This window comes from Lederbergia wuyishanensis (assembly GCF_022900255.1).
In the GTDB taxonomy this organism is placed as follows: Bacteria; Bacillota; Bacilli; order Bacillales; family Bacillaceae_C; genus Lederbergia; species Lederbergia wuyishanensis.
Genome location: NZ_JALIRM010000015.1, coordinates 42,477 through 67,122 on the forward strand (window position 1 = coordinate 42,477; position 24,646 = coordinate 67,122).

At 36.0% G+C, this 24,646-nt stretch carries 27 protein-coding genes; 20 read left to right on the forward strand and 7 right to left on the reverse strand.

Annotated elements, in window-relative coordinates; translation table 11 throughout:
- Positions 1-283: 283 nt before the first annotated feature.
- The 3 genes from MT489_RS18990 (at position 284) to MT489_RS19000 (ending at position 2,236) form a co-directional block, all read left to right on the forward strand.
- Positions 284-1,093, forward strand: a complete 810-nt coding sequence (locus MT489_RS18990; protein WP_244683133.1) for an ABC transporter permease subunit — start codon at positions 284-286, stop codon at positions 1,091-1,093.
- Positions 1,093-1,986, forward strand: coding sequence for an ABC transporter permease (locus MT489_RS18995; RefSeq protein ID WP_244683134.1), 894 nt, complete (start codon positions 1,093-1,095; stop codon positions 1,984-1,986). The genes MT489_RS18990 and MT489_RS18995 overlap by 1 nt, the downstream gene beginning before the upstream one ends.
- A 67-nt stretch (positions 1,987-2,053) precedes the next feature.
- Entirely contained in the window at positions 2,054-2,236 is a 183-nt protein-coding gene (locus MT489_RS19000) for a sporulation protein Cse60 (protein ID WP_244683135.1), read from the forward strand.
- A 38-nt stretch (positions 2,237-2,274) separates the two neighbouring features.
- Here the strand turns inward: MT489_RS19000 and MT489_RS19005 are convergent, their stop codons facing one another.
- Entirely contained in the window at positions 2,275-3,534 is a 1,260-nt protein-coding gene (locus MT489_RS19005) for a BaiN/RdsA family NAD(P)/FAD-dependent oxidoreductase (protein WP_244683237.1), read from the reverse strand.
- A 312-nt stretch (positions 3,535-3,846) separates the two neighbouring features.
- Here MT489_RS19005 and MT489_RS19010 point away from each other — a divergent pair, with 312 nt between their 5' ends.
- Positions 3,847-5,469 (forward strand): putative polysaccharide biosynthesis protein, encoded by a 1,623-nt coding sequence (locus MT489_RS19010; protein WP_244683136.1) that lies wholly within the window; start codon positions 3,847-3,849, stop codon positions 5,467-5,469.
- Between the two features lie 53 nt (positions 5,470-5,522).
- On the opposite strand, the gene MT489_RS19015 is transcribed toward MT489_RS19010, so the two are convergent.
- Positions 5,523-5,882: a bZIP transcription factor gene (locus tag MT489_RS19015; protein ID WP_244683137.1), complete on the reverse strand. Its 360-nt coding sequence runs from the start codon at positions 5,880-5,882 to the stop codon at positions 5,523-5,525.
- A gap of 121 nt (positions 5,883-6,003) precedes the next feature.
- Between MT489_RS19015 and MT489_RS19020 the strand changes: the two genes are divergently transcribed.
- Positions 6,004-6,729: a pseudouridine synthase gene (locus MT489_RS19020; RefSeq protein ID WP_244683138.1), complete on the forward strand. Its 726-nt coding sequence runs from the start codon at positions 6,004-6,006 to the stop codon at positions 6,727-6,729.
- Between the two features lie 385 nt (positions 6,730-7,114).
- Here the strand turns inward: MT489_RS19020 and MT489_RS19025 are convergent, their stop codons facing one another.
- Positions 7,115-7,336: a DeoR family transcriptional regulator gene (locus MT489_RS19025; protein ID WP_244683139.1), complete on the reverse strand. Its 222-nt coding sequence runs from the start codon at positions 7,334-7,336 to the stop codon at positions 7,115-7,117.
- Positions 7,337-7,627: 291 nt separating this feature from the next.
- Here MT489_RS19025 and MT489_RS19030 point away from each other — a divergent pair, with 291 nt between their 5' ends.
- From MT489_RS19030 to thpR, 5 genes are all read left to right on the forward strand, one after another.
- Positions 7,628-8,332 carry an ATP-binding cassette domain-containing protein gene (locus MT489_RS19030; RefSeq protein ID WP_244683140.1) on the forward strand — a complete coding sequence of 235 codons (705 nt, stop codon included), beginning with the start codon at positions 7,628-7,630 and terminating at the stop codon, positions 8,330-8,332.
- Entirely contained in the window at positions 8,325-9,503 is a 1,179-nt protein-coding gene (locus MT489_RS19035) for an ABC transporter permease (RefSeq protein WP_244683141.1), read from the forward strand. Before MT489_RS19030 ends, MT489_RS19035 begins: the two co-directional genes overlap by 8 nt.
- 80 nt (positions 9,504-9,583) lie before the next feature.
- Positions 9,584-11,005 carry a dipeptidase PepV gene (gene pepV, locus MT489_RS19040; RefSeq protein WP_244683142.1) on the forward strand — a complete coding sequence of 474 codons (1,422 nt, stop codon included), beginning with the start codon at positions 9,584-9,586 and terminating at the stop codon, positions 11,003-11,005.
- Positions 11,006-11,018: 13 nt separating this feature from the next.
- Positions 11,019-11,879 (forward strand): D-amino-acid transaminase, encoded by an 861-nt coding sequence (dat, locus tag MT489_RS19045; RefSeq protein ID WP_244683143.1) that lies wholly within the window; start codon positions 11,019-11,021, stop codon positions 11,877-11,879.
- Positions 11,880-12,211: 332 nt separating this feature from the next.
- Complete coding sequence (gene thpR / locus MT489_RS19050; protein ID WP_244683144.1) at positions 12,212-12,772, forward strand: RNA 2',3'-cyclic phosphodiesterase; 561 nt, start codon at positions 12,212-12,214, stop codon at positions 12,770-12,772.
- Between the two features lie 57 nt (positions 12,773-12,829).
- Here the strand turns inward: thpR and MT489_RS19055 are convergent, their stop codons facing one another.
- Positions 12,830-13,681, reverse strand: a complete 852-nt coding sequence (locus MT489_RS19055; protein ID WP_244683145.1) for a helix-turn-helix domain-containing protein — start codon at positions 13,679-13,681, stop codon at positions 12,830-12,832.
- 78 nt (positions 13,682-13,759) lie between these two features.
- Between MT489_RS19055 and MT489_RS19060 the strand changes: the two genes are divergently transcribed.
- The 4 genes from MT489_RS19060 (at position 13,760) to MT489_RS19075 (ending at position 17,640) form a co-directional block, all read left to right on the forward strand.
- A complete protein-coding gene (locus MT489_RS19060) occupies positions 13,760-14,569 on the forward strand; it encodes a phytanoyl-CoA dioxygenase family protein (protein ID WP_244683146.1) in 810 nt (269 codons plus the stop codon).
- A 192-nt stretch (positions 14,570-14,761) separates the two neighbouring features.
- A complete protein-coding gene (locus MT489_RS19065) occupies positions 14,762-15,706 on the forward strand; it encodes an NERD domain-containing protein (protein WP_244683147.1) in 945 nt (314 codons plus the stop codon).
- Positions 15,693-16,637, forward strand: a complete 945-nt coding sequence (locus tag MT489_RS19070; RefSeq protein ID WP_244683148.1) for a diacylglycerol/lipid kinase family protein — start codon at positions 15,693-15,695, stop codon at positions 16,635-16,637. Before MT489_RS19065 ends, MT489_RS19070 begins: the two co-directional genes overlap by 14 nt.
- Before the next feature lie 223 nt (positions 16,638-16,860).
- Positions 16,861-17,640, forward strand: a complete 780-nt coding sequence (locus tag MT489_RS19075) for a phosphotransferase family protein (RefSeq protein ID WP_244683149.1) — start codon at positions 16,861-16,863, stop codon at positions 17,638-17,640.
- On the opposite strand, the gene MT489_RS19080 is transcribed toward MT489_RS19075, so the two are convergent.
- Positions 17,631-17,909: a YtzH-like family protein gene (locus MT489_RS19080; protein WP_244683150.1), complete on the reverse strand. Its 279-nt coding sequence runs from the start codon at positions 17,907-17,909 to the stop codon at positions 17,631-17,633. The two genes, MT489_RS19075 and MT489_RS19080, sit on opposite strands and share 10 nt — an antisense overlap.
- 91 nt (positions 17,910-18,000) lie before the next feature.
- On the opposite strand from MT489_RS19080, the gene trmB reads away from it, so the two are divergent.
- Together trmB and MT489_RS19090 are read left to right on the forward strand one after the other, a co-directional pair.
- Positions 18,001-18,639, forward strand: coding sequence for a tRNA (guanosine(46)-N7)-methyltransferase TrmB (gene trmB, locus MT489_RS19085; RefSeq protein ID WP_244683151.1), 639 nt, complete (start codon positions 18,001-18,003; stop codon positions 18,637-18,639).
- 221 nt (positions 18,640-18,860) lie between these two features.
- Positions 18,861-19,709: a YtnP family quorum-quenching lactonase gene (locus MT489_RS19090; RefSeq protein WP_244683152.1), complete on the forward strand. Its 849-nt coding sequence runs from the start codon at positions 18,861-18,863 to the stop codon at positions 19,707-19,709.
- 155 nt (positions 19,710-19,864) lie between these two features.
- Here MT489_RS19090 and MT489_RS19095 read toward each other — a convergent pair whose 3' ends face one another.
- Positions 19,865-20,176, reverse strand: a complete 312-nt coding sequence (locus tag MT489_RS19095; protein WP_244683153.1) for a PepSY domain-containing protein — start codon at positions 20,174-20,176, stop codon at positions 19,865-19,867.
- A gap of 401 nt (positions 20,177-20,577) precedes the next feature.
- On the opposite strand from MT489_RS19095, the gene MT489_RS19100 reads away from it, so the two are divergent.
- Together MT489_RS19100 and MT489_RS19105 are read left to right on the forward strand one after the other, a co-directional pair.
- On the forward strand, positions 20,578-21,648 hold the full coding sequence (locus MT489_RS19100) for a M42 family metallopeptidase (protein ID WP_244683154.1): 1,071 nt from the start codon (positions 20,578-20,580) through the stop codon (positions 21,646-21,648).
- Between the two features lie 226 nt (positions 21,649-21,874).
- The gene (locus MT489_RS19105; RefSeq protein WP_244683155.1) at positions 21,875-22,390 is read left to right on the forward strand and encodes a DUF84 family protein; all 516 of its coding nucleotides are present in this window, start codon (positions 21,875-21,877) and stop codon (positions 22,388-22,390) included.
- 22 nt (positions 22,391-22,412) lie between these two features.
- On the opposite strand, the gene MT489_RS19110 is transcribed toward MT489_RS19105, so the two are convergent.
- Positions 22,413-22,853 (reverse strand): YtoQ family protein, encoded by a 441-nt coding sequence (locus MT489_RS19110; RefSeq protein WP_244683156.1) that lies wholly within the window; start codon positions 22,851-22,853, stop codon positions 22,413-22,415.
- Between the two features lie 141 nt (positions 22,854-22,994).
- On the opposite strand from MT489_RS19110, the gene MT489_RS19115 reads away from it, so the two are divergent.
- The gene (locus MT489_RS19115) at positions 22,995-23,504 is read left to right on the forward strand and encodes a hypothetical protein (protein WP_244683157.1); all 510 of its coding nucleotides are present in this window, start codon (positions 22,995-22,997) and stop codon (positions 23,502-23,504) included.
- A 122-nt stretch (positions 23,505-23,626) separates the two neighbouring features.
- Positions 23,627-24,646: a PTS sugar transporter subunit IIC gene (locus MT489_RS19120; protein WP_244683158.1), complete on the forward strand. Its 1,020-nt coding sequence runs from the start codon at positions 23,627-23,629 to the stop codon at positions 24,644-24,646.

The following is a 24,646-nucleotide window of genomic DNA, read 5'->3' on the forward strand; positions in this document are numbered from 1 at the left end:
TTATTGTATTTTAGTCATGGGTTCTGATTTAGGGTCAAAAATATAGTCCCTTATACTAAACTAGTAATTTTCTTATAGTAAATTTTATGTGTTTTTAGACAGACTTTAATTATTTCTAAATTACCATTATAATGAAAAATATATTTATTAAAGGGGGGACTTTAGAATTACAATTTTATTAAACGCGCTAAAATCTTTATCTCTGTACATAGTAGTAACCGTATTATTAATCCTAATTGTGTTATTTCCACGAGAGCCTGTTTATGAATATGATGGTATTGCGTTGGAGCCAATTCTAAAATATGAATTTCATTGGGAACAGTACAAAAGCAGTTTGCTACATTTTTATCATTTAGTAAAAGACGAGCATTCATTGGGGATGACGAGGTATGAACTTACAGCAGAGGAAGAGATCAAGCGTTATTTACCTAAGAGTTTAAAAGTTATTGCGGTTGCTTTTGTTTTAAGTATTGTTTTTGGAATTTTAAAAGGTATTTTTGATTATAGGATCAAAGATACAAAGCTTAAAATATTTGGAAATGGAAGTACTTGGTTCTTTCAGTCAATTCCGGACTTTTTCATTATTCTCTGTGTTCATTGGCTGACTATTTTCATGGTTCCATCGTTGCGTATTTTTAATAATTCTGTTTGGTATAATTTTTTGGCAATTGGATTTCTTGTTTCCTTATATCCGATGATGTATATTGCACGCATCACATTTGCTGCAATTGCTGCAGAAGAAGGTGAATTATATATCCAAGTTGCGAAGTCTAAAGGATTTACTAATAAGAAAGTTTTATATAAACATATTATGCGTAATAGCATGCAAACAATTTTAACGCATATTACGCCTTTAATGCTTTTTATCCTTTCAAGTCTTCTTATTACCGAATATTTAGTAGGATATCAAGGCATTGCTTATCGTGTATTCACAGCAATCGGAGTCGCACAATCAATTGGAGGAGGCTGGCCAATTTATGAACCTGGGATTATAATTGGGACCGGTTTTTGCTTCATTGTGCTTGTCATGCTCTCTCAACTCGTTGGTTTTATTATAAGAAAAAGTATAAAACTAGAATTGGAGAGAGATTGATGCTAAAAAACAAATATTTATTAATTGGTTGTATATTACTGTCGTTTTTGTTATTTGTTATGTACATAGGCCCTAAACTACCAATAGTAGATACTAAATTAGAAGGTGAGCGGCTTTATTTTCCTGAAAACGGAAAATTTCAAAAAGCTCCTTTTAAACCTTCTGAACGCCAGTGGTTTGGCTCTGATCGAGATGGAAGGGATTTATTTAGCTTAATTGTAATGGGGGCTAAAGAAACCATCATTCTCATTTTTGGAATAACGATTTTGCGTTACCTGATCGCAATCCCTCTCGGATTATCGGGGTACAAAAACAGAGGAATCATGTCTAAAATTATTTATGGATGGCATAAACTTTTCTCCAGTCTTCCTACGATTTTTATAGCAATTATTGTGTTAAATATGCCTTTTTTGGTTTATGCACAGCATCGAATGTATTGGGCCATCTTTGCACTTGCTCTTATAGAAGTTGGAAGAGTCAGCTATATTATTCAGCAACAAGCACATTTAATATCGAAAAAGCCTTATATGGACGCGGGAATAACGATAGGTATGAAACCAATAAATCTCCTTAAAAATTATTATTTAACTAATTTAGCACCAGATGTCGCAACCAATTTCTGTTTAGACGTTGGTAGGGTTGCTTTATTAATGGGGCAGTTGGCGATATTTGGAATTTTTATGAAAGTAGATTTTGTACAGGTAGGTTATGGAGTAAGCGAAATTGTGAATACAAGTCTTGAATGGGGAACGATGATGAAAGAGGCAAGAAAGGATGTTGTTACTGCATTTTGGATTCCTTTCTTCCCGGCACTTGCATTAGCTTATATTATCTTTACTTTCAATATATTAGGAGAAGGTTTACGAAGATTTTTTAATCGTCATTTAGAATAAATTCTGAATTGTATAAAAATAAGTTTTTCGGACATAATATATTTAAAACTCCGAAAAGGTGAGAGAAATGGTTCAAGTGAAATTATTCGATTGTGAACATGAGCGAGATCTTGAAGACGAAATGAACGATTTTTTGAGCGAGTTAGAGGAAAGAGATATTATCGACATCAAATATAATGTTGCAGCTATTGGAGAAGCTGGCTCAGAGCAGGTGTATTGTTTTAGTGCAATGGTTTTATATGTTAAATAATGAAAGAAGCTGTTTCAAGTTGACAGCTTCTTTCATTTTTAAATACTTTGTGCAGCATTTATACCAGCCAATCTCCCCGTAACTAAAGCAGATGTAATATTATAACCACCTGTGTAGCCATATATATCGAGAACTTCTCCACAAAAATATAGGCCAGGCATCAACTTCGATGCCATTGTTTTAGGTTCAATTTCTTTGACTGATACGCCTCCACCAGTAACGAATGCTTTTTCAAGCGGTAACGTGCCGTTCACTTTAAACCGGAATTGTTTACACATTTCTACGAATGTACGCAATTTTTCACCTGAAATTGAAGCACATATTGCGCCAGAATCAATTCCGCATCGCTCCAATAAAAACAATAAATAACGTTCAGGTAAAATCCCTTTAAATGCATTCTTTACTGCTTTCTTTGACTCTTCTTTCATTATTTTTAAAAGATCATTATGTAAATCTTCTTGTTTACGATTGGGAAGAGCGTCCAAAGACATTATAACTTCATTGAGTTTCCACTTTTTTTGTGCCTTCACGACGAATTGGCTGCACCTAAGAACAGCTGGACCGGAAATGCCAAAGTGAGTGAAGATCATATCCATTTGATGTGTAATAATTGGCTTTCCTTTAGGGTTTAGAACACTTAACGCTACATCTCGCAATGATAAACCCTGCAATGTTTTTTCTCTTATAAAATCTTCTGATGAAGTGATAGGAACTTCTGTAGGGAATAGCTCTGATATCGTATGACCAGCTGCGATTGCCCAAGGGAAACCATCTCCTGTTGAACCCGTTTGAGGCACTGACTTTCCTCCTGTAGCAACTACAACAGATTTACAAGCAATTTTTTCACCGGATTCTAACAAAATTCCAGCAATGTGATGATCGCTAAATAAAATCTCTTGTACTGGACTATTCACCTTTATTGCAACCCCTAGAAGGTCAAGCTGGGTTAAAAGCGCGTCAACAACAGATTGTGCCTTATTAGAAACAGGGAACATCCTACCATGATCTTCTTCCTTTAATTCTATACCTAGATTTTCAAAAAAACGGATAATATCCTCGTTATTAAAAACGGAAAATGCCCCATAAAGAAATCGGCCGTTTCCTGGGATATGGTGAATAATTTCTTCAATAGGAAGTCGGTTTGTAACATTGCAACGCCCACCTCCTGAAATTGCCAGTTTGCGTCCTAATTTATTTCCCTTATCAATGAGAAGTACTTTAGCATTATTTTCAGCTGCACCGATGGCAGCCATCAGTCCTGAAGGTCCCCCTCCAATTACAATGACATCATACATAATTCAATCAACACCTTGTTATTTGCTGTTTCAATTTTAAAATTTGTAGTGAGGAAAAGCAAACAGTTCATATACCGTTCATTGTCAAATGACGTCAATAACTGTAAACTAACAATAGAGTTTTCTGCAAACAATCGATAGGAAAAGGTCCTTTACTAGTAGTTATCCTATTATAATTGATAATAAGATTTGTTTTCAGTAGTAAGTCGTGCAAATCGGTAATAAAATTCTAAGATCGAAAGTATATTAAAATCTTCTAGTAATATATACTTATGATTTTTCACATAAAATAAATGACGGAGAGTAAGAGAATGTATGTCTTCTAAATTAATTCGAGGAACTTTTATATTAACGTTAGGTACAATTTTATCGAAAGTATTGGGATTAATATACGTAATCCCTTTCTATGCCATAATTGGCGGAGAAGGGCCATATGCTTTATATAATTTAGGGTATGTGCCTTATACCATTTTTATCAGTATTGCTACAGCAGGGGTGCCTCTAGCTGTTTCGAAGTATATTGCAAAATATAATGCAATGGAAGAATATGCTGTCGGACGAAAATTATTTAAATCAGGTCTTTTAGTTATGAGTGCGACAGGAATAATATCATTCCTGATTATGTATGCCTCAGCTACACCGTTGGCAGAAATCGTTTTAAGGGGAGCGAAAACAACATATACAGTTTCCGACGTCTCCCAAGTGATTAAGGCTGTTAGCTTTGCCTTACTGGTAATCCCATTAATGAGTTTAATCCGTGGGTTTTTCCAAGGACATCAATCAATGGGCCCTTCAGCAGTGTCTACAGTAGTAGAACAAATTGCACGTATCATATTTTTATTAGCAGGAAGTTTCGTTGTTTTATTTATTTTAAAAGGAAGTATTGTCACTGCTATTAGTATTGCCACCTTTGCAGCACTAATTGGAGGAATTGCCAGCTTAGTCGTCCTCTTAGTATATTGGAAAAAAAGAAAACCTGGACTTGATGAACTATTAAAACATGACAAAGGAACATTACATATTTCTTTAAAGGATATGTATAAAGAAATTATCGTTTACGCCTTTCCTTTTGTTTTAGTAGGAATTGCTAATCCTCTCTACCAATTTATTGATCAGGCTACCTTTATGAGTGCCATGGAACAAGCAGGTAAAGCTAAAGAAAGTTTTGATGCTTTAGGTACCTTAAATGGAACAACTCATAAGCTAGTTATTATTCCGGTTTCTTTAGCAACAGCCTTTGCGTTGACACTCGTTCCTCTTATTACAGAGGCATTCGTAAACAATGAGCGAAAAATCATGTTCCGTCAGCTCGATCAGACAATACAAGTTTTGATGTTTATTACTTTACCGGCTGCTTTAGGGTTGTCTCTACTAGCAGATCCGATCTATTCGGCCTTTTTCAGGTATAATCCTTTTGGAGGAGAAATCCTTCGTGCATACGCCCCAGTTGCAATCCTTTTTGCCCTTTACTCTGTAACGGCAGCTATACTACAGGGGATCAACGAACAGCGTTTTACAATTTTAAGCTTATTAACAGGATTACTTTTAAAATTAACTTTTAATATTCCTTTCATTAAAGCCTTTGGAACAGAGGGAGCCATATATGCCACATCTTTGGGGTATACTGTTTCCATCATCATTAATCTTTTTGTTATTAGAAGTTTTGCACGTTATCCCTTTAAGTTAATTTTTAGGCGATCCCTTTTGATTATTATTTTCAATGTCATGATGATTGTGCCTGTTTATTTTGCATATAAAGGACTGTTATACTTTTTAACTCCTGAATCTAGATTTGAATCTATATTGATTATCATTATCTGCGCTTCAATTGGTGGCGTAATTTATGCTTATTTGGGACTAAAAACAGGATTAGCGGATCGACTTTTTGGCGAAAGATTAAAAAAGTTAAAGCGTAAATTAAGAATTAATAGTATTTAAAAAAAGAACTGACCGTTTGGAATTTTTCCATTTCAGTCAGTTCTTCATTTACATCAATAGTATTGGTCGAAGCCTGGACGACCCGGAAATCCCATTTGCCCTGGGAATCCCATTTCGGGGGACATCATTTGTCCAGGAAATCCCGTTTGTCCTGGAAATCCTGTTTGTCCCGGAAACCCAGTTTGCCCTGGGAAACCACCCGTTTGCCCTGGAAATCCAGACATTCCACTACCCATGCCTTCTAGTTTTTGTAATCTTGAACTTAAACGTTCATGTTCGCGCTCTAGTCGTTGCATTCTTCTTTCTATTTGGCTCATTCTTTGAGTTAATCCTGCACTCCCAGTTGAGCCAGGGAATTGTTGAGGAAGCATTTCTCCATGAAACTGGGGTTGCATTTGTTGTCGGAATTTCATGTTAGTTACCACTCCATTCATTGTTCTCCTGCATCATTAGCCTATGTTTCTGAATAGATTATGTTTGGGCCACAGCCTAGAAAAGAGTTTTATAATTATAGAAATAAAAGGGGGACCTATTTTGCGAATCGATAAATTACTTTCTAATATAGGATATGGGAGTAGAAAAGAAGTAAAAAAAATTTTAAAAAATGGAAATGTTACAGTGAATGGAGACATTGTTAAAGATGCGAAATTTCATGTAAATCCGAATGTCGATACTGTTTTTCTATTTGGGGAACAGGTTTACTATCGTGAGTTCATTTATCTCATGATGAATAAGCCTGCCGGAGTCATTTCTGCGACAGAAGACGAGAGAGATAAAACAGTGATTGATTTATTGAATGATGAAGAAGTAATATTTAATCCATTTCCGGTGGGGAGACTAGATAAAGATACTGAAGGATTATTGATTTTAACCAACGATGGAAAGCTTGCACACCAATTGCTATCCCCGAAAAAAAATGTTCCAAAAACATATTTTGCCGTTATTAATAGCCCAGTTACAGAAGAAGATGTTGAAGCTTTTGCAAATGGTGTCACCCTTGATGATGGATATGAGACAAAACCAGGTAAGTTAAAGATAATTAAGGCAGGTTCGTATTCAGACATTGAACTTACTATTACAGAAGGAAAATTTCATCAAGTTAAAAGAATGTTTGAGGCGATTGGAAAAAAAGTAGTATACTTAAAACGGATTTCGATGGGGCCAATAGAACTGGATAACACGTTGGAGAATGGTAAGTATAGGGAGCTTACAGAAGTAGAAGTACAGCAATTGAAAAACTTTGTTCCCGAAGAAGAGTAGATTGGTATTGATTTTATTATCATGTTGGAAAAAATTTCAAAAACATTGGACGTTTCATCGTAATGTGTTTTTCACTAAAGATATTAAAGCTACTTAGTATATAAAATAAATTAAAAGTCAGGAATCAGATATAAGGACTTTTTCGTTGAAAAACTTATGAAGGACAAGTTCTTGAAAGATTACGAGGGTTTGTCTATAAAGGAGATCAAAATAGACAATTCCCGAAAAATCTAAGACCTTGTCTTATATTCTGATAAACCATACCAATATCAATTAAAAAGCCATCTTATAATGTTTCTCCTGCTAAAGAGGACATACATTATTTTAGATGGCTTTTTTAGTTAATCGTATCAATAAACAACTCTACAACGGTTATTATTTTGTTCTATGAGGTGATTTTTACTTTTTTCTTTGTTGTCGTCCATTTTCCCCGATGTGGGCTGCTGATCAGGTCATTGTATTCTAACACATTCAAATCCCTTTGAATGGTGCGAGGAGTGCTCCCAAATTCTTCCGCAAGCTCACTTGTCGTTACGGTGCCATTTTCTTTAATGTATAAATAAATGGCTTTGATTCGGGTAAGCATTCTGTTCGTCGAAGGTTTCAAAAAACCACTCCCTCATCTTAAATTCCTTGGCAGATGGTACGGTCGGCTTAATGTCCCGGACAGAACGGGCTATTATCTTTTTCCGTATAGACAACTCCTTATTTTTTTTTTTGACTTTTTCACATGTCAAGGGGGACTACTTATAAAGTAACTAATCAGACAGTTCTATTTTAACTCATTAATGTGAAAATTTAAAGGTTTTTTCTTTTGTAGTGGAAATTTTCGCATTTCGAAACTTACATATAGTATCATTCGTATAAAAAAGTGATCAAAATGTAAGGTGTGAACTCAATGTCGTTGTTAGAAGTTAATATTCAGCAAGCAGGCTATAAAGCAAATATTGAAACGATCAGGAATATACATTTTTCAATAATGAAGTCAGAATTAGTCGGGATGATTGGATCAAACGGAGCGGGGAAAAGTTCGACAATAAAAGCTTTTCTTGGTGAACTCCCTTTTTTAAATGGGGAGGTTAAAAGAGAAAAAGGCAGCAACTACTCATACATACCTGAAAGACCGATTTTTTATCCGGAATTAACGCTATGGGAGCATTTTGAATTTATAACTGCTGTGGAAGAACTTGGTGAATCTTCTCTTTCCTATGCAAAAGAAATTTTAAAGAAATTTCGTTTAATCGATCGGATACATGAATTTCCGGCTACTTTTTCAAAAGGAATGCAGCAAAAAGGAATGATTGCTCTTGCATTATTTACAAAGCCTGATTTATTAATTATTGATGAGCCATTTATGGGTCTCGATCCAGGGTCTACGAAACTATTATTAAATATGCTTGAGGAAGAACGTGAGAAAGGGACCGGTATTCTTATGTGCACACATATATTAGATACTGCACAACGAATCTGTGATTCTTTTATTATTATAGAAAATGGAACAATGAAGGCGTCAGGGTCTTTAGGCGAAGTATTAGAAGCATGTGGAGCCGAGGATGGAAGTCTCTATTCATGCATTTCGATTGAGGATGAGGTCAATGAATAGCACGCAGCTTCTATTTAAAAGAATCAAACAAAATTGGAAACAGCAATTTGCTGTTATTAAAAGAGTTGTAGACTGGACTGTGCTCGTATATCTAGTGATTCCCGCAGTTGTCATTTCACTTTCTGTATATCGATCGTGGTGGGTTCAAATTCCCGATTGGATGACGTATCTGCCTTTCCAAGGTATATTTCTACTTTTTTTCTTGTTTTTATGGGGGGAACATTTTTTAACATATGTTCGCGAAGCTGACCGAATATTTTTAAGAAAAAAGGAAAAGCTTTTCCTCGGTATGAAGCGAGGAGGCATTATTTATTCCTATATTTTTCAATGGTTATCTGCTGTGACAATCTGTATACTTATTGCTCCATTGTGGTTTAAGTATTTTGATTTGCGATTGGGACAGCTTATTCTATTTGCTGGATTATGGGTTTCATTAAAATGGATGATTATGGCAGTAAAAGGAAAGTTAGATGTAGAATTACGAGGATGGAGAAGTCTCTTACGCGGTGTTCCACTATTTTTTGGAGCGGCAATTATTTGGATTTGGTGTTATAAAGCATTCATAAACGATAATATACTAATAATCTTTATAATAATCATTATTAATTCAGTCGTATCTTATATACTAGTGCAATCACGTTTCCGCTCAGTACATACTTTTGACAAAGATTTAGCGATAGATGAACTAGAAAGAAGTAAATATTTGGAAGTCATTTTCGGAATTTCAATGGATATGGAAAAGATGCCGAAACCTGTTCCTGTACGGAGAAATCCGCGCCTGTATTCAAAGTCCAATCGAATCTTTAGAAATCGTACACCGAAAAACGGATTTATTGAGCTGTTTATTAAAGCAACGACTAGAAATATAGAATATATTATCGGATATTTTCAAATAATGGGTGTGACATCTGCGGCAATGGTAATCCTTCCGCCTTTATGGTTAAAAATCACGATGGCCGTATTAGGAACTATATTCCTTCTCATTTGGCTCGGTTCTGTTTGGCACAAAGTAATCGGAAGCCATTCTTTTACAAAAAAATTTGCTACACAAGAAGCCTATTATGAAGGGAAAAAAGTGGTTTCAACTATACTACTTATTCCATTCATCATCCTTGTAGGCTGTTCATTTATGTTAAACATTTGGATTCGTAATCATTTTTTCTTTTTCTGATTGTCTAAAAGGAGTACAATATAAAACAGAGTGATGTTAGATAAGGCAATAAAAAAGGGCCTTTGAAAAGGAGTATGATCATGGGTTCAATCAATTGGATAAAAGAAGTTGAGAAAAGAAAAGAAGAATTAATTACTGATTTGCAGGGACTATTAAAAATTGAAAGTGTATTGGATGAAGCAAATGCTTCTGAAGAAGCCCCTCTTGGTGAAAATGTAAGAAAAGCATTGGATTACATGCTTGAGTTAGGGGAAAAAGACGGTTTTGTTTCAAAAAACAGCGGAAATGTAGCAGGCCACTTAGAAATGGGTACCGGAGACCGCTTAATCGGAGTATTAGGTCATGTTGATGTAGTGCCCGCTGGAGATGGATGGTCGGTCGATCCATTTGAAGGTGTCATACAAGATGGGAAAATTTATGCTAGAGGTGCTATTGATGATAAGGGACCTACAATGGCCGCTTATTATGCGATGAAAATTATTAAAGAATTGGAATTGCCTCTTGAAAAACGAGTCCGTTTAATTATCGGAACCGACGAAGAAAGTAAATGGCGCTGTGTAGATCATTATTTTAAGCATGAAGAAATGCCTCATATGGGGTTTGCTCCTGATGCTGATTTTCCAATCATTAATGCGGAAAAAGGAATCGCTGATTTTGAACTAGTTCAGAACACGCAAGAATCGAATAATCACACTTCTACTATTACACTTTTATCATTTGTATCAGGGTTACGTTATAATATGGTCCCTGATAAAGCAAAAGCAGTTCTAGATGTGAGAGAGAATCATACTGAACTCATGCAAATGTTCAATGATTTCTTAAACAGTCAAGAGTTGCAAGGCCAATATTACGTGGAAAGTGGTTATTCCATTATTGAACTTGAAGGAGTTTCTGCGCATGGCAGTGAACCGGATAAAGGAAGAAATGCTGGTCTGTTGTTAGCTAGTTTTTTATCTACAGTGGATCTAGATATAAGAGCAAAGTCATTCATTTCATCTGCAATTGCTTTCTTTTTTGGGGATTCACGCGGAAGGAATCTCGGTGTTCAATACAAAGATGAAATGTCCGGTGAACTTACAATTAATGTTGGCATCATGTCATATAATGAGCAAGATGGAGGTAAATTTGGCTTAACGATGCGTTACCCTGTTACATTTAATTGGAAAGAAGGCTTAGAAACTCTTACTCAATCTGTAAATGAAAAAGGGTTTTCTGTAGCTAATTTTTCAAATTCTGAACCGCATCATGTATCTGAAGACAGTGAGCTAATACAAGTACTAAAAAATGTGTATGAAATGCAAACACATAAACCGGCATCTTTGATGGCAATTGGCGGCGGGACATATGCAAGATCATTAAAATCTGGTGTTGCTTTTGGGGCTTTGTTCCCTGGACGACCAGATGTTGCCCATCAAAAAGATGAATACATGGAATTAGATGATTTAGTAAAAGCAACAGCAATTTATGCACAAGCCATCTATGAGCTTGCACGTGAAAAATAGGGAGATGACTAAAATGGTAAAAGTAATCGTTAATGATAAAATCATGGATAGATCAGAAGCCGCTATTGATATCGAAGACCGTGGGTACCAGTTTGGAGACGGTGTATACGAAGTAATCCGCGTGTATGATGGAGTACTCTTTACAGGTGACGAACATTTAGAGAGATTTTATAGTAGTGCAGAAAAAATAAAAATTAACGTACCTTTTCAAAAAGAAGAGTTATTTGACTTAATGAACCAACTCATTCAAGAGAACAAAGTTAAAGATGGTTCCGTATATATGCAGCTTACAAGAGGCGCATCTCCAAGAAACCATGTTTTTCCTGGTAAAGACACAACACCTGTGCTAACTGCTTATACAAAAGAAGTAGCAAGACCTGTGGAGTCTTTAGAGAATGGGGTTGCTGCAATGGTTGCTGATGATATTCGTTGGTTGCGTTGTGATATCAAAAGCTTAAATCTTCTTCCAAATTTATTAGCAAAGCAAGCTGCAACAGAACAAGGGTGCTATGAAGCGATTCTTCACCGTGATGGCCTTGTAACAGAAGGCTCATCATCAAATGCATATATTGTAGTTGATGGAAAAATTAAAACCCATCCTGCTACGAACTTGATTTTAAATGGAATCACACGTCAAGTACTAATACGTTTATGCGAACAAAATAATATTCCATTTTTCGAAGAGGCATTTACTTTAGAAGATTTACGTAATGCAGATGAAATTTTCGTTACAAGTACAACTTCAGAAGTCATGCCTGTTGTAAAACTAGATGGAAAAGAAATTGGAAATGGTAAGCCAGGTGAATTAACAAGAAAACTTCAAGTATTGTTTGTAGAAGAATTCGAATCTGTAAAAAAAGCTCATTCTATGTAATTTAAGAGATCGGCAATACCCTGAAATATGGATATTGCCGAATTTTTTTGTTAAAGATCTATAGAGGTAGATATAGAGTTAAATTCCGGGTCCAGGGATCTATTACCTTTCAGGGTTGTTCAATTCCCGTTCAGAGGGGATTCATTCCCTTTCAGAAGTGATCCATTCCCTTTCAGGCATGTTCAATTCCGTTCCAAGGGGAGCTGTTTCCTTTCAGGGGCGTTCCATTCCCCTTTAGTAGCGATCTTTTCTGTTTCAAGCTGTACAAATTCTATTCAAGCAGTGAACTAACTCTTAAATGGTTATAATAAAATAAAAAAGGAAGTAAGATTATGACAGGACATTATTTCTATGCCTTAGCTCTCCCTAATGAAGTTAAGCAATATTTAAAGAAATTGAGTGAACAAACCAATGATCCATTCCCATTTAAAAAATGGGTACATCAGGAAGATTACCATATTACACTCGCTTTTCTTGGCCATGCAGCAGAGGAAAAACTATCAGAATCCGTACAGTTAGTTAAAGAAAAATTAAATGATATTCCATCTTTTAAGCTAGAATTAAGCAATATAGGAATTTTTGGCAGTCCGAGGGCCCCAAGGATCTTATGGGCTGGGGTTAATCATTCGGAAACTTTACATAGTCTTCGTGCAAATGTTTACGACAGCTGTGTTCAAGCTGGTTTTCAACTAGAAACTAGACCGTTCAAACCGCATATTACATTAGCAAGAAAATGGAATGGTGAGGATTCTTTCTCATATGATGATTTCCAAAAGTATACTGAGAAGAATCTAGATGAATTTGACTTTATCGCCAATGAGGTAGTACTCTATCATACTCATCCTGAGAACACGCCAAAATACGAAAAAGTAGAGACCTTTCAACTTGAATAAACAAATATCCTAAAACTACTGAAAATACTATTAAGGAAGCACCTGACATCACTTATGCTAGGTGTTTTTTGATTGTTCAGATACTACTTGTTTCCGAAACATCGTAGGATTTAATCCGTAAAAAGAGGTGAATTGTTTAGTGAAATAAAATGGACTAGAAAAGCCTACATCTCTAGCAATTTCTGTAATCGATAAATTTGTATACTCAAGTAATCGAGCGGCATGTTTCAAACGCATTGCTAAAAGTGTAGACATAACTGAATTCCCCACTTGTTCACGAAATAAGTGTGACAATCTAGAAGGAGATAGATTTATTTGCTTAGATAGAGATTGAATCGTGTGTTGCTCTTTTAAGTTTTGACTAAAAATTTGTAACACTTCTTGTACTCGTGAATCGGCAATCGTTTGGATATCGTGACTTAGTATTTGGTTGACTAGTAATAATATTTCTTCCAGCGCATTCATGCTTAATTCCTTAGATAATGAATGAATGCCATGATTATCGCGAATCATTCGTCTAAAACAACCTAAAATGCGCTCATTTACATGATTTTGTTCAATTTTATAATATTGTAAGCCTTTAAATGGTTCTTGAAGTAGAAGCAAATCAATCCAAGTTTCCCTTGGAAGAAAGTGGACCCAAACAAACTCCCAATGGGAGGAAAGAGTCTCATATATATGAGATGTTTTGGGCTTTAGAATGGCAAGATCTCCTTTTTCAACTGTTTGTACGTCATCACCTACTGTAAATTGACCTTGACCAGAAATTGTATAGGTCATTAGCCAATCCTTCGTCCCCTCATATCTAGTAACTTTATAACCTTTCTTTTGATTAAAATGGTCACAAATAAGGACACCTGGAGAAGGGCTTGGTGTAACAATAGCAGGATTGTTAAGGTTATTCGTCATTTTGTTCATTCCTTTTTTACAAAACCAATTTATTATTTAATTATAGACAATTTTCAAATAAACGGGAGGGGAATATCTTTGATAACTGAAAATACCGCTATTAATCAAAAAGAAGTGTTTGATAAAGAAGGCTATTTAATTGTGAAGTCCCTTTTTACAAAAGAAGAAATAGAGCAATTAAAAGAACACTTTATGAATATCCATAAAAATGGACCGATACCAGGACATTTTTCACCTAAGACAGAGGAAGAAGCAAACGGAGATGTATTAAAAATGTATCCGAGAATCATGCACCCGCATAAAGTCGATCCAATTTCGATGGATTATATGTTAGATGCAAGAGTTTTTGAAGTACTGACGAATCTTCTTGGTGAAAAGCCACTTGCTGCACAAAGCATGTTTTATTATAAACCGCCTGGTGCGAAAGGTCAGGCACTTCATCAAGATAATTTTTATTTAAAAGTAGAGCCGGGCACATGCATCGCAGCATGGACCGCTGTTGATCCTTCAAATGAAGAAAATGGTGGGTTATATGTAGTTCCTAATTCGCAATATTCCGAGTTGCAATGTCCTCATGAAGCAGACCCGGAAAAATCTTTTACACGTGAAGAGGTAACTGTTCCGGAAGGGTTAGAGCCTATCCCTGCAATTCTTGAACCAGGGGATGTCTTATTCTTTAACGGAAACGTCATCCATGGATCGTATCCAAATGTTTCTAAAGATAAATTTAGAAGATCGTTTATTTGCCACTATACTGGGATTTCAGCGACTAAAATAGGTAATTTTTATAAACCGCTTTACCATCAGGATGGTACGGAAGAACTCGAAATGGAAATAAGTGAATCCACACCATGTGGTAATGAATTTGACGAAGTAAAAATGGGTTAATGTATATATATAAAGATGCACTTCATTGGAGGTGCATTTTTTTGATTAGAAAAAGTAATAATGGACATCTATAATGAATTTTTAATGGAATAGCATAAACACAATTATAAGTAAACGACTTTCTAATCAATATACAACATATTATAATGGAGATTACTATAGTTTTTAGTGTCATGTAAAGGATGATTATCGATGGCTCAGCTCATCAAACTACAAGATTATGTATCTCGCTATGAAACGGATATGTCCCGTTACCCTGCTCAGTTTGTCCGCTTGAAAAAACAGCAGTGGGAGAAAATCAAGGAAACATGGGAATCTGGGGCCCTTCATTTCGACAGTGAATTATTAAATCAAGAAATTTCTAACGAAAAACAGAGTATCTTCAAAAAAGTGAAGAGCTTGTTTTCTAGAGAAGAAGAAACATTAGAAGAGGAATATGCTTTGCAAGAAAAAGAAGAAGAGGAATTCAATTTTCCGAATCTTTTACATGCAGCTACTGAAAATGAATTAAAACAACAGTTTCTTAATCACCTTCTTCATTTTCAAATTAAATGGGCGAGTTCGACAATTCATGAAAAATCATTTGTGAATGAAGAATATTATGTGAGTGAGAGACTGCAGCATTTTTTGCAGCGACTGCCTGATAATGTATTTCTTTTATATGAACCTATTTTTCTACTGAAAAAAGCACCAGTTGAGTTTGAAGTATTGCTGCTTACCCCAACTGAAACATGGTGTCTTGCTTTTCTAGAAAATGAAGAAGACGCAGCATATTTAGGGTCGAATGATCATTTTTGGATAAAAAAACGACAAGATCATGAGGGGAAAGTTCTAAATCCGGTTATATCTGCAAATCGAATGAACACAATCGTCAAACAGCTATTTCAATTATACGAAGTAGACCTGCCGATTCGAAAAGCAATTGTTTCAAGAAATGGATTCATTGATTATCCTGAGGCGCCAATAGATTTATTTCTGTTAGACAAGCGATCTTATGAAGAATGGTTTCAAAGGATAAGAAATGTTGCATCTCCGTTAAAAATGATGCAAATTAAAGGCGCGAAAGCCCTTCTGGAATATTGCCAGACAACTTCCTTTCGCAGGCCAGATTGGGACAAAGAAAATGACAATGAGTGAAAAAAGGAAACTTATTTTTATTGTAAACCCGGCTGCTAAAAACGGGTTCAGTTTACGAATTTGGAAGAAACTGAGTATGCAATTAAAAGATATTCCTTATGAAGTATATTTTACTGAAAAAACTAGGGATGGAACGGAAATTGCTAAATCGTTGGCCATGAAACATTCTCATCCTCTTCTTATTGTCGCTGTGGGTGGGGATGGGACAATCCATGAAGTGATTAATGGGATTATGCATTTTCCTCATGTTACAATCGCTTATATTCCCGCAGGTTCCGGAAATGACTTTGCAAGAGGGTTTGGCATGCCACAAGATCCTAAGAAAAGCATAGAGTATATAAAAGAACTGATAGATTCTCATGAAACTTTATTTGATGCAGGTGTATATACAACTAATCAAGGCGTAAATGGAATTTTTGTAAACAGTGTCGGAGCAGGTTTTGATGCATTGATTTCTATGAAGGGAAATCAATCAAAAGTAAAAAAATGGCTGAATTCAATTTCACTTGGAAAGCTTGCATATACATATTATATCGTTAAGGAACTTTTTCGTTATCAGCCTACTACTTTAACTCTTGAGGTGGATGGTGAAACAAAAAAATTTGAGAAAACTTGGTTCGTTACTGTATCTAATCAACAGTATTTTGGTGGAGGAATGAAAATTGCCCCACATGCAGACCCGCAGGACGGAGAATTTAATATTACTGTAGTCCATCGTTTATCTAAGATTAAACTCCTCTTTATATTTGTGTCAGTTTTTTGGGGTGGCCATTTAAAATATAAAGAAGTAGTTTCATTTAATGGTAGAGAGATTTCTATTGATTTTGATCAACCAGTACGAGTCCATGCTGACGGGGAAGATATTGCAGAAACTCCTTTTTATGTAAAAATCTCACCTAAAAGCTGGGGACTAATCCAAAAAGCAGAATAATACTAAAAAAATAATTATGTTATTATATGATTTCCTTAAAAACGTCTTGACGAAAAATGACATTTAGCGATAAAATTTAATAACTGATAGCTATTGTAGTCGAATAATATCCAATAGCTGTCTTTTTTTGTTGAATTAGGGTTACGTTACAAACAATTAATACGCTTTTATTACGACAAATCGGGATATTCATCCCGTTGGTATAAACGAAGGTGAACATAAAGTGGATTTTTCATTAGGGCAGGATTGGGAAATCACTCCTGCTGGCGGGGCAACAGGAGAAGCTTATTTTGCAAAAAAAGATAATAAAAGGCTATTTCTTAAGCGTAATTCTTCACCATTTCTTGCTGTGCTATCAGCTGAGGGAATTGTCCCAAAGTTGATTTGGACAAAAAGAATGGAAAATGGGGATGTAATTACGGCCCAGCAATATTTAATTGGCAGGGAGTTTAAACCGAATGAAATGGCTGACAAACGGGCAGCGAAGTTACTAAAAAAGATTCACGAATCGCAGCCTCTTTTAACCATGCTTACACGTATGGGTAAAACACCATACGGGCCTGCCCAAATGCTAAACGAGGTTGAATCTACCATCGATCAAGCATTGAGAAATGTAAAGTTGGTAAGAGATGCACATTCTTTTTTAAAAAAAGAAATCTCGAACATTCTTTGTGAAGAATGGGCAGTTTGCCATGGTGATGTGAATCATAATAATTGGTTGATTTCAGATAAAAATAAAATTTATCTTATTGACTGGGATGGAGCGATGATTGCAGATCCAGCTCTGGATTTAGGACTGCTTCTCCATTGGTATATTCCAAAAAACAATTGGAGAAATTGGCTGGAGCAATATGGTAAACCATTAACTCCTGAGCTTGAACTACGAATGAAATGGTATACGATTGCCCACACATTAATTTCAATCCAATGGCATAAAAATAAAAACCGTTTTAGAGAAATGGATTATTGGATTAATTATCTAGATCATTTCCATTATGAATAAGAGTTAATTTGGTCTACCCACTGGGAGAGTTCTTCCTGGTGGGCATTTATATGATTTTCAAGATCAGGAGAATTTTTTCCTGACTGACAATATGTATATATCTCTTCTAAGAGTGGCTGCATTTCCTGAGATACGGAATTATTAGCAATTAAAGATTTGACTAGTCTTCCAAGTTGTTCACATTCCGAAACAGAACCGCAGCAATCTTCCAGATGATTAACTAATATATCCTGAAGTAATTGAACTTGGTCTTGATGACTAAGTGACATATAGAAACCCCCTTTTTACACTAATAATATTGCTAGTGTACGGAGATTAGGGTTTTTTTATTCAATAAACATATCATGAGGTGTAGCATACATGCGTTTAAGACATAAGCCGTGGGCAAAGGAAAAAATTGCGAATTATCCGCAATACGTAATTCAAAATCCAGAGCAATATAATGGCAACTGGAAAGAGTTATTTGAAAATAATAATCCTGTCCATATTGAAGTAGGTACAGGAAAAGGACGTTTTGTAACTGAAATGGCAAAAGCCAACCCAGATATAAATTACATCGGAATTGAGCTACAGGAAAGTGTAATTGTAGCAGCGCTTGATCGATTGATTGAAGCTGAGCTTCCTAATGTAAAATTATTAAACACGAATGGTGAGGACTTACAAAAGTTTTTTGGAAAAGCAGATGTAGATCGCATCTATTTAAATTTTTCCGATCCATGGCCAAAAAATCGTCATGAGAAAAGACGATTGACTCACGAATCATTTTTACGCATTTATGAAGAAATATTGAAGAATAATGGGGAAATTCACTTTAAAACTGATAATCGTGGACTTTTTGAGTATTCGTTAGTGAGTTTTTCCGAATACGGTCTTGGATTAAAATATGTTAGTCTTGATTTGCATAAAAGTGATTTTGAAGGAAACATTATGACGGAATACGAAGAGAAATTTTCAGCGAAAGGTCATCCAATCTATCGTTGTGAAGTAATATATTCATAGATTTATAGAAATTTTTGACTGAAAGATGTCGAGAGACTTATCAAAGCGCCTGCCGAGTGAAAACGCTCATGAAGTTGCCTTCATGAGCAAATGAGTAAGGCAAGCAACGCTGTATAGAAGTATTTGCCATCAGGTTGAATCCACTAATTACGTTTAGTGGATTTTTTTTATAGTATATCAATGTTAAAATAAATGAAAAGCGATGGAAGGATGTGGATTTTATGGAGGTTTTTAAACTCGGAGCCCTTACCTTAAATTGGCTTAATGGCGGGGTAACTCATATGGACGGTGGAGCGATGTTTGGGGTTGTTCCAAAACCATTATGGTCGAAAAAATATCCCGTAAATGAAAAAAACCAAATTGAATTACGTACTGATCCAATTTTTTTACAAATTAATAATAAAAATATTTTGATTGAATCGGGTATTGGAAACAATAAATTAACTGAAAAACAGAAAAGAAACTTTGGTGTTACAGAGGAATCAAAGATAACAGAATCTCTAAAAAAATTGGGATTAACACCGAAAGACATAGATATCATTTGTATGACGCATCTTCATTTTGACCATGCCTGTGGGTTAACTAAACCTGAACTGGATGGCTTTTCATCGTTTTTTCCGAATGCTGTCATTTATACTTCTGAAGTCGAATGGAACGAAATACGAAATCCAAATATTCGTTCAAGAAATACATATTGGAAAGAAAATTGGGAGCCTATTAAAGATCAAGTAGTGACATTTAATGGTAAATTAGAAATTGAAGGGGCTATTACTATGATTCACACAGGGGGGCATAGTGACGGGCATTCTATCATTGTCATAGAAAGCGAAGGGGAGCGTCTCGTCCATATGGGAGATTTGATGCCTACACATGCTCATCAAAATGTTCTCTGGGTACTTGCTTATGATGATTATCCAATGGATTCAATCCGAGCTAAGCAGGTGTGGATACCATCTACAATGAAAGCAGAAAATTGGTTTACCTTTTACCATGATGGACATTATCGAGCTTTAAAGTGGGACGAAGAAGGAAATGTTTTGGATTCAGTTAAAAGAAATAGAGATGAATAAAAAAAGTTCTTTTATTCGTTCCATATTTTGAACTACGGCGTTTGTTGCAAGTGCAACCTGCTCGAGTGCAAATAATCTGATCCACAAAAGCGATAGTTTACTATTTGTGAATCAGTTTATTTGCTTTTCAGTGATAGATTTGTACCTTTAACTTTTTATAAAGGATATATATCAATAACGCTCCCAGTGTAAGCGTCAGCGATGAATTCGTATTGCTGGCGTTCTTCGTTTTGTCTCGTCGAAATTCCGCCTCTATAAACTTTCGTTTGAATGGCGTATTTTTTGTAATCCTCTGGCTTCATTTGCAGCCATGAACCATCGATTTTACCTTCCTTTTTAAAAGCACGCTTTACATTTGCAAGAACTTCTTCCCCAGATAAAGGGATAGTCTCGTTCAATTTTTTACTTAAACAATAACCTCCGATTATACCTGCAGCCGCTCCAGCAAAAAATGATTTCCAATTCAAACGAGTGCACCTCCGAAATTGATAAGTAATTTTAGTATACAGGAACGATAGTTAATCTTCCATTTAGAGGAGATGAATTTAATGCTAATCAATAACAAAAATGAAATAGCTAACCATTTAAAAAATTGATAAAAGAGGTAGAAGTAGAAAATTAGAACATTGGCATGAACTCTATAGAGTATTATACCAATTATATTATTGATTTTGCTGAAGCATACCTAGCCGGCTAGGCGTAAATGTAACATTTAAGAATTGTATCATTCAATAATGAAGACTTTGATGAAGTTAAAGTTAATAATTATTAACCATAGTAACTATTCAATTGCTAATAATAGCATGTACGTTTCAAGTTCTGTAAAATAAAAACTGTACATAGATTGGAATGATTAGGAGGTCTTGAAATGAATCAAGAAACACTCGACTTATTTAAAACACTTACTGAGCTTCCAGGAATTGCTGGAAATGAGCATGCTGTACGCAACTTCATGCGGGAACAATTGGGAAAATACGCCGATGAAGTTGTCCAAGACCGTTTAGGCGGGATCTTTGGAGTAAAGCGTGGAGATGTAAATGGACCGACTGTCATGGTAGCGGGGCATATGGATGAAGTTGGTTTCATGGTAACTAATATTACTGAAAATGGGATGATTCGTTTTCAAACGATTGGTGGTTGGTGGAGCCAAGTACTACTTGCTCAACGTGTTCAGATTATTACTGAAAATGGACCAGTGGACGGAGTGATTGGTTCAATACCGCCACATTTACTTAATGATGATCAACGGAAAAAGCCAATGGATATTAAAAATATGATGATTGATATAGGGGCGGATGACAAAGAAGATGCTAAAAAAATCGGTATCAAGCCTGGTCAACAAATCGTTCCTATTTGCCCGTTTACTCCAATGGCGAATCCGAAAAAAATTATGGCGAAATCATGGGATAACCGCTACGGATGTGGATTGGCGATTGAACTGTTGAAGGAATTGAAAGATGAAAATATCCTTAATGTCCTATATTCGGGAGCGAATGTCCAAGAAGAAGTTGGCCTAAGAGGGGCAACAGTTGCAGCAAATATGATCAAACCTGATATTTTCTTTGCACTAGATGCTAGTCCAGCTAACGATATGTCAGGCGATAAAAATGAATTTGGACAGCTTGGAAAAGGTGCCTTGTTACGAATTTATGATCGATCCATGGTTACACATAAAGGAATAAGAGAATTTATTCTTGATACAGCCGAAACAAATAATATTGCATATCAATATTTCATTTCCCAAGGTGGAACAGATGCAGGAAAAGTTCATCTTTCCAATGAAGGAGTTCCAAGTGGAGTCATTGGTATTTGCTCTCGCTATATCCATACACACGCATCCATTATTCATGTTGATGATTATGCAGCTGCGAAAGAGCTACTTGTTAAGCTAGTGAAAGCGAGCGACCGCGCAACAGTTGAATCTATTAAACAAAAATAAGGAATAGTAAGAGACAAAGATAACTTCACTTTTAAATTATGTAATCAAATTAGTTGAAAACGTCCGTGTTCCAGGACTCAGAGCCTTCTTAGGAGTTGAGTTGCTATATTCGGCAATGAGCACAGCAAGAAAGCGAACGAAAAGGGAAGCGAAAGTTGGTCAACAGTCCGAGAGGTGGAGGTAACTTCACCTCTTTGGCATGATAATTATTAAAAGGAGATACATCATGAAAATAGCAGTTGGATCCAAAAACGCAGCAAAAAATAAGGCAGCCGAAACAGTTTTGCGGGATATAGGTTACCAAAATGAACTTTTTCCTATTAATGCTCCATCCAATGTAAGTGGGATGCCATTTTCTGATGAGGAGACAATGAGAGGGGCAATGAATAGAGCAGAATATTGCTTAACTCTAGGTGAAGTAGATATTGCTATAGGTCTTGAAGGTGGAGTAACGGAAACGCCAAACGGTCTTTTTTTAATCAACTATGGTGCGTTAGCAGAAAGAAGCAAAGAAACGATAGTTGCTGGCGGGGCAAGAATTAAACTACCTGAAGAGATTGCTGAACGTCTGCGAGCGGGAGAAGAATTAGGTCCAGTTATGGAGGATTATAGTAAAAATAAAAATGTACGTTCGAAAGAAGGAGCGATTGGTATTTTTACCCATGGAATGGTCAATCGTGATGAGATGTTCATGCATATAATGAAATTACTTGTTGGACAAAGAGGAGACTGGCATAAATAAACCCAGTCTCCAACATCGAAAATTATTCAAAAATATAAGTAAGAGCTTTTATCGCTTGGTTTACCGTTTCAACCGTCGCATTTGCCCTTCTAGATAATTCTTTAAGCGGATGATGTAATTCTTCAGGACGTATGATAATTAAAGGTTTTCCAAGTGTTATGGCGGCGCTTGCATCCATAGCTGTGTTCCATTGTTTATACTTCTCACCAAATAAAGCAATGACTAAATCGGCCTTTTGCATAAGCACTTGGGTGCGCAAATTATTAAAACTAGAAGCTGCCGCATCACGGAAAATGGCATTAGGCTGTGACCCGAGAATTTCTTCTCCGATCGCATCGGAACGATCATGATCTTGCATTGGTCCTACAAAATCAACCGGAAGTTGTAATGCTTTTGCCTTTTCCTTAATTTCTTCACGCCAATCACTATGAATTTCACCTGCTAAATAGACGGTTAGCCTCATCACTTATCCCTCCTATATGTATTACATGACATTGTATCATTTTTTTCCAATACTTTCTTTGTTGGGGGATGGGGTTGTCAAGATGTTTTTTTAAGTAGTATGATAGACATGTGATTTTAGTAATGTAGGGGGAAATTATAAATGAAAAAAATGATAGTAAGCGCTTTGATAATGTTTAGTGTATTAATCATAGCAGCTTGCGGAAAATCCATAGATGAGGAAAAAGTTAAAGCTGAAGCTAATGTAGAAAAGGTTTTCCAAGCAAAACCGGAAGAAGCAAATGAAGAGGTTCAGACCATTAAGTTTAATCTTCCAACAGGATTTACAATACAAGATGAATCACCCAACAATATTATTTTGAAAAAAGGAGACGACACTTATATCCTTTTTTATAATCCTAATGAAACGAGCGATAGTAAAGCGCTCTATGACGGTGTGGTCGAACATGCTGATAAAGAAGTCATCAATAAAACTTTTCAAAAAAATGAGCGATTCGGTTATTTAGTCATTAACGAGAGCGAGAAAGAACTATATGAAGTGACTGTCGGAATTGGCGGGATTAAAGCAACATCTGAATCAGATTTAAACCATCTTGCAGCCGATGCAGAACTATTAATGAAAATTGTAAATTCCACAATGATGCAAGAATAGAGAATTTTGTTTAGACGGAGAAAATCCGTCTATTATTTTTTCGATATTTTTAAAAAACGATAGACAAATACGACAACTGTCTTTACACTAGTTAGGGAGATGGATTGACAGGGGGAATTATCTTGAGAAATTTTCTAAAGAGAAAAGGCGTTACCTTATCTGCCAAAGCTTATTTAATTGATGCGCTAAGTTATATGGCGCTAGGACTTTTTTCATCATTAATTATTGGTTTGATTATTAAAACAGTCGGAGAACAGCTAAACTTTCCATTCTTCGTCGAGATGGGTACTCTTTCAATGGGGTTAATGGGACCAGCTATCGGTGCTGCAATTGCCTTTGGATTGGGAGCACCGCCATTAGTTATCTTTGCTGCAGTAGTAACAGGTGCAGCTGGATCCGCACTTGGAGGAGGACCAGCTGGAAGTTATGTAGCTGCCCTCATTTCCACAGAGATAGGTAAAATGGTTAGCAAGGAAACGAAAGTAGATATTATTGTGACTCCTTTTGTGACGGTATTCACAGGCTTTGCGATAGCCAAATTTATTGGTCCTGCTATTGGAGAATTTATGACAATGTTCGGAAGTTGGATTGTGTGGGGGACGGAACAAAAACCGATTTTGATGGGAATTCTTGTAGCTACGTTAATGGGTCTTGCTTTGACGGCACCAATATCAAGCGCTGCAATTGCCTTAATGCTCGATTTACATGGACTCGCTGCTGGGGCTGCGACAATCGGCTGTAGTGCACAGATGATTGGTTTTGCAGTAACAAGCTATCGTGAAAACAAAATCGGCGGATTGTTTGCCATTGGAATTGGAACTTCGATGCTCCAAGTACCAAATATTATTCGATATCCACTTATCCTTATTCCTCCTACGATTGCCGGAATTATTTTAGCTCCTATTGGTACAACGATTTGGCCAATGATGAGCAATGCGGCAGGTGCAGGAATGGGAACGAGTGGATTCGTTGGACAAATTATGACATTTACCACTATGGGTTTTTCGACTACCGTATTGCTTCAAGTCATTTTGCTCCATATTATTGGTCCTGCTGTGATAAGCTTAATCATATCGGAATTTATGAGAAAGCGGGGCTGGATTAAACCAGGCCAAATGTTAATCAACACAGGAGGAAAGTAA

Coding starts and splice junctions, on each gene's coding strand:
- MT489_RS18995 (WP_244683134.1), top strand. CDS start 1,093: ATGCTAAAAAACAAATATTTATTAATTGGTTGTATATTACTGTCGTTT.
- MT489_RS19000 (WP_244683135.1), top strand. CDS start 2,054: ATGGTTCAAGTGAAATTATTCGATTGTGAACATGAGCGAGATCTTGAA.
- MT489_RS19010 (WP_244683136.1), top strand. CDS start 3,847: ATGTCTTCTAAATTAATTCGAGGAACTTTTATATTAACGTTAGGTACA.
- MT489_RS19015 (WP_244683137.1), bottom strand. CDS start 5,882: ATGAAATTCCGACAACAAATGCAACCCCAGTTTCATGGAGAAATGCTT.
- MT489_RS19030 (WP_244683140.1), top strand. CDS start 7,628: ATGTCGTTGTTAGAAGTTAATATTCAGCAAGCAGGCTATAAAGCAAAT.
- MT489_RS19035 (WP_244683141.1), top strand. CDS start 8,325: ATGAATAGCACGCAGCTTCTATTTAAAAGAATCAAACAAAATTGGAAA.
- pepV (WP_244683142.1), top strand. CDS start 9,584: ATGGGTTCAATCAATTGGATAAAAGAAGTTGAGAAAAGAAAAGAAGAA.
- dat (WP_244683143.1), top strand. CDS start 11,019: ATGGTAAAAGTAATCGTTAATGATAAAATCATGGATAGATCAGAAGCC.
- thpR (WP_244683144.1), top strand. CDS start 12,212: ATGACAGGACATTATTTCTATGCCTTAGCTCTCCCTAATGAAGTTAAG.
- MT489_RS19055 (WP_244683145.1), bottom strand. CDS start 13,681: ATGACGAATAACCTTAACAATCCTGCTATTGTTACACCAAGCCCTTCT.
- MT489_RS19065 (WP_244683147.1), top strand. CDS start 14,762: ATGGCTCAGCTCATCAAACTACAAGATTATGTATCTCGCTATGAAACG.
- MT489_RS19070 (WP_244683148.1), top strand. CDS start 15,693: ATGACAATGAGTGAAAAAAGGAAACTTATTTTTATTGTAAACCCGGCT.
- MT489_RS19080 (WP_244683150.1), bottom strand. CDS start 17,909: ATGTCACTTAGTCATCAAGACCAAGTTCAATTACTTCAGGATATATTA.
- trmB (WP_244683151.1), top strand. CDS start 18,001: ATGCGTTTAAGACATAAGCCGTGGGCAAAGGAAAAAATTGCGAATTAT.
- MT489_RS19090 (WP_244683152.1), top strand. CDS start 18,861: ATGGAGGTTTTTAAACTCGGAGCCCTTACCTTAAATTGGCTTAATGGC.
- MT489_RS19100 (WP_244683154.1), top strand. CDS start 20,578: ATGAATCAAGAAACACTCGACTTATTTAAAACACTTACTGAGCTTCCA.
- MT489_RS19105 (WP_244683155.1), top strand. CDS start 21,875: ATGAAAATAGCAGTTGGATCCAAAAACGCAGCAAAAAATAAGGCAGCC.
- MT489_RS19110 (WP_244683156.1), bottom strand. CDS start 22,853: ATGAGGCTAACCGTCTATTTAGCAGGTGAAATTCATAGTGATTGGCGT.
- MT489_RS19115 (WP_244683157.1), top strand. CDS start 22,995: ATGAAAAAAATGATAGTAAGCGCTTTGATAATGTTTAGTGTATTAATC.